Here is a 2,729-nt window from a genome sequence, read left to right as displayed (position 1 = left end):
CTGCTGGATGGCGGCGCCGGCGAGTTGCTTGCCGTCTGAAGCGTGCCGACCAACGGTCGGCACCTACCACGAGCGTTGCCGGTAGGTACCGACCGTTGGTCGGTACGCACCGCGGGCATCATTTGAATTTATAGACGACGTTCATCGTGGTCAGGGTGTCGGTCTTGCGCTTGTCTTCGGCCACGTCGCTGTTGTAACGCGCCTGCCAGGCGGCCTTCAGCGCCAGGTGCTCGTTCATGCTCACCGACACGCCGAAATCGTTCTGGCCGAAGGTGTTGTACGAGCCCGATTCCACCAGCAGGGTGTTGATCAGGTCGGTATTGGGGGTCAGCGAATACTTCACGTCGAACAGCCCACGGCCGATCAGGCCGGTGCGGGTTTCGTCGTCTTCGGTGTTGTGCGTGCGGCGCACACCGGGGCCGATCTGCGCATCCATGTAGAAGCGGTCGCCCTCCACCAGCCGGGTGCCGTAGCCCAGGCCGAACGAGCTCTGGCGGTCGTAGGTGGCGAAATCGTCGCGCTCGTAACGGACGGTGGCGGTGATCTGGCGGTGTTCGCCCAGCTGCAGCGCGCTGCCGGCGCTGCCGGTGTAGCGGTTGGCGGTGGTGTTGCTGCGCTTGGTGATGGTGCCGTCGTCTGCGGTTTCGGTGTATTCCGAACGCGAACGCAGGCCGAACAGGTCCATGCTGTGCACCCAGTCGTCATCGGTATAGCGCAGGCGCAGGCGGCCGTTGGCGCTTTCGGTGTTGCTGTTGCCCCGTGCGGAGGCAAAGCCGAGTTCACCGCCGCTGCCGCTCCAGGGTGAGGTCATCGCGGCCAGGTCGGTGGTGTCCTGGGCAAAGGCGGCCGGGGCACTGAGCAGCAGGGAAGCAAGCAACGTCACGCGCAGGGACATCAACGGTTCTCCGGATCAACTGGGGGGAGGAGCAACGCGTGATGATACTTGATGCCTTCACGCGGTTTTTCCTTTTCCCGCCCGTGCTTTAGGAGAGGTTTGGACTTGTCGCCTGTTCAGGGCACCGCGATCTGCAGTGTCGGGTCGTCGAAACGGCTGTAATCCACCGTGACCTTGAAGGGCTTGCCCTGGGTCTGGCCCTGGCGTTCGATCCGCACCGGAAGGCCCGCCGCGTTGATCCAGTAAAGCATTCCGTCCGGTGCGGCGCTGGCATGGCGCACGCGGTAGCGGCGGGCGGGCTGCCCGGCCACGCGTTCCTCGCCCAGCGCCTCGACCTGCAGTTCGGCAGCGGTGGCGTCGGCCGGCAGCGGGCTGCGCCATTGCGCCAGCAGGCCCGGCGGCACCGGTACCTGGCGCACTTCGCCGGCGCGCTGCAGGAAGAACGTGTCGCCGATGATGGTCTGCACGCCCTCGTCGGTCTGCAGCCGGTAGCGGTCCGGCGCCACGAATTCCATGCTGGCCTCCAGCGTGCGCGGCCCCTGCATGCGCAGGCTGGCGTGGAAGCTGCGCAGTTGCCCGAAGCGCTGGCTGGCGGCCAGTACCGCCTGCGCGGGATCGCTGGCCACCGGAACCGGCGGCGGCACGGCGGCAGCAGGAGCGGCGGGTGCAGGCGCCTGCCCGCAGGCAGTCAGCAGCAGGGACAGCACGGCAACGGCAGGCAGCAGGCGCATGGCGGGGTTCGGGCGGGCAGGGGGCCCCACGATAGCCGAAGTTCGGATCCGGGCCGCCACAACGGCGGCGACTCGGACATAATCGGGTCATGGACCGATATGAACGCATCAACGCCCTGCATCGTCTGCTGAAGTCCGCCCGCTATCCGGTCACGGTGGCGACCCTGCAGGAAAAACTGGCGTGTTCGCGCGCCACCGTCTATCGCGACCTGGCCTTCCTGCGCGATGCGCTGATGGCGCCGGTCGAAGGCGATGGCGAGGCCGGCTTCCGCTACCAGGACAACGAGAGCGAGCGGTTCGAGCTGCCCGGGCTGTGGCTCAGCTCGGAAGAACTGCACGCCCTGCTGGCCTCGCAGCACCTGCTGGCGCGTACCGGCGGCGGTGTGCTGTCGTCGGTGCTGGCACCGCTGCAGCAGCGCATTGAAGGGCTGCTGGCCGCGCAGGCCGGCGTGTCGACCTGGCCGGTGGACCGGGTGCGGGTCATCCCGCACCGCGGCCGCAAGTTCGATGAGGCGAGCTTCCGCGCGGTGGCCTCGGCGGTGCTGGAGCGCAAGCAGCTGGCGTTTGAATACCGGGCCCGTTCCACCGACGAGGCGACCAAACGCACCGTGTCGCCGCAGCGCATGACCCACTATCGCGACAACTGGTATTTGGACGCCTGGGACCACGGCCGCGAGGGCCTGCGCAGCTTCGCCGTGGACCGCATCTACAAGGCCCGCGTGGTCGACACGGTCGCGCGTGACGTGGACGACACTGAGCTGGACGAGCAGCTGGGCGCCAGCTACGGCATCTTCTCCGGACCGCCCAAGGGCTGGGCCACCATCGTCTTCAGCGCCAAGGCCGCGCGCTGGGTGGCCGACGAGCATTGGCATTCCAAGCAGCAGGGCCGATTCCTGCCCGACGGCCGCTACGAGCTGAAGGTGCCCTACAGCGTCTCGCGCGAGCTGCTGATGGACGTGCTGCACTACGGTTCGGATGCGGAAATCATCGAGCCGACCGTGCTGCGCGAGCAGGCCAAGGCGCTCCTGATGATGGCGCTGAGCAACTACGAGTAGAGCCACGCCCTGCGTGGCGCTTGCGGTTCCAGCCACGCAGGGCGTGGC

General features: G+C 67.5%; 3 protein-coding genes. 1 reads left to right on the top strand and 2 read right to left on the bottom strand.

The window, feature by feature from the left end; translation table 11 throughout:
• Positions 1–118: 118 nt before the first annotated feature.
• Together QMX79_RS20530 and QMX79_RS20525 are read right to left on the bottom strand one after the other, a co-directional pair.
• Positions 119–895, bottom strand: coding sequence for a DUF481 domain-containing protein (locus QMX79_RS20530; protein ID WP_282248425.1), 777 nt, complete (start codon positions 893–895; stop codon positions 119–121).
• 116 nt (positions 896–1,011) lie between these two features.
• Positions 1,012–1,626: a hypothetical protein gene (locus tag QMX79_RS20525; protein WP_282248424.1), complete on the bottom strand. Its 615-nt coding sequence runs from the start codon at positions 1,624–1,626 to the stop codon at positions 1,012–1,014.
• Positions 1,627–1,715: 89 nt separating this feature from the next.
• Here QMX79_RS20525 and QMX79_RS20520 point away from each other — a divergent pair, with 89 nt between their 5' ends.
• Complete coding sequence (locus QMX79_RS20520; RefSeq protein ID WP_282248423.1) at positions 1,716–2,681, top strand: YafY family protein; 966 nt, start codon at positions 1,716–1,718, stop codon at positions 2,679–2,681.
• The last annotated feature ends 48 nt before the right edge of the window (positions 2,682–2,729 follow it).

Source organism: Stenotrophomonas sp. PS02300, assembly GCF_029959395.1.
GTDB classification, from domain to species: Bacteria; Pseudomonadota; Gammaproteobacteria; order Xanthomonadales; family Xanthomonadaceae; genus Stenotrophomonas; species Stenotrophomonas maltophilia_AD.
Note: the sequence above shows the minus strand (reverse complement) of the source record. Positions and strands in the feature narration are given on the sequence as shown.

What these genes read in the sequence shown, in the direction of transcription:
- QMX79_RS20520 (WP_282248423.1), top strand. Translation starts at nt 1,716, where the DNA reads ATGGACCGATATGAACGCATCAACGCCCTGCATCGTCTGCTGAAGTCC.
- QMX79_RS20525 (WP_282248424.1), bottom strand. Translation starts at nt 1,626, where the DNA reads ATGCGCCTGCTGCCTGCCGTTGCCGTGCTGTCCCTGCTGCTGACTGCC.
- QMX79_RS20530 (WP_282248425.1), bottom strand. Translation starts at nt 895, where the DNA reads ATGTCCCTGCGCGTGACGTTGCTTGCTTCCCTGCTGCTCAGTGCCCCG.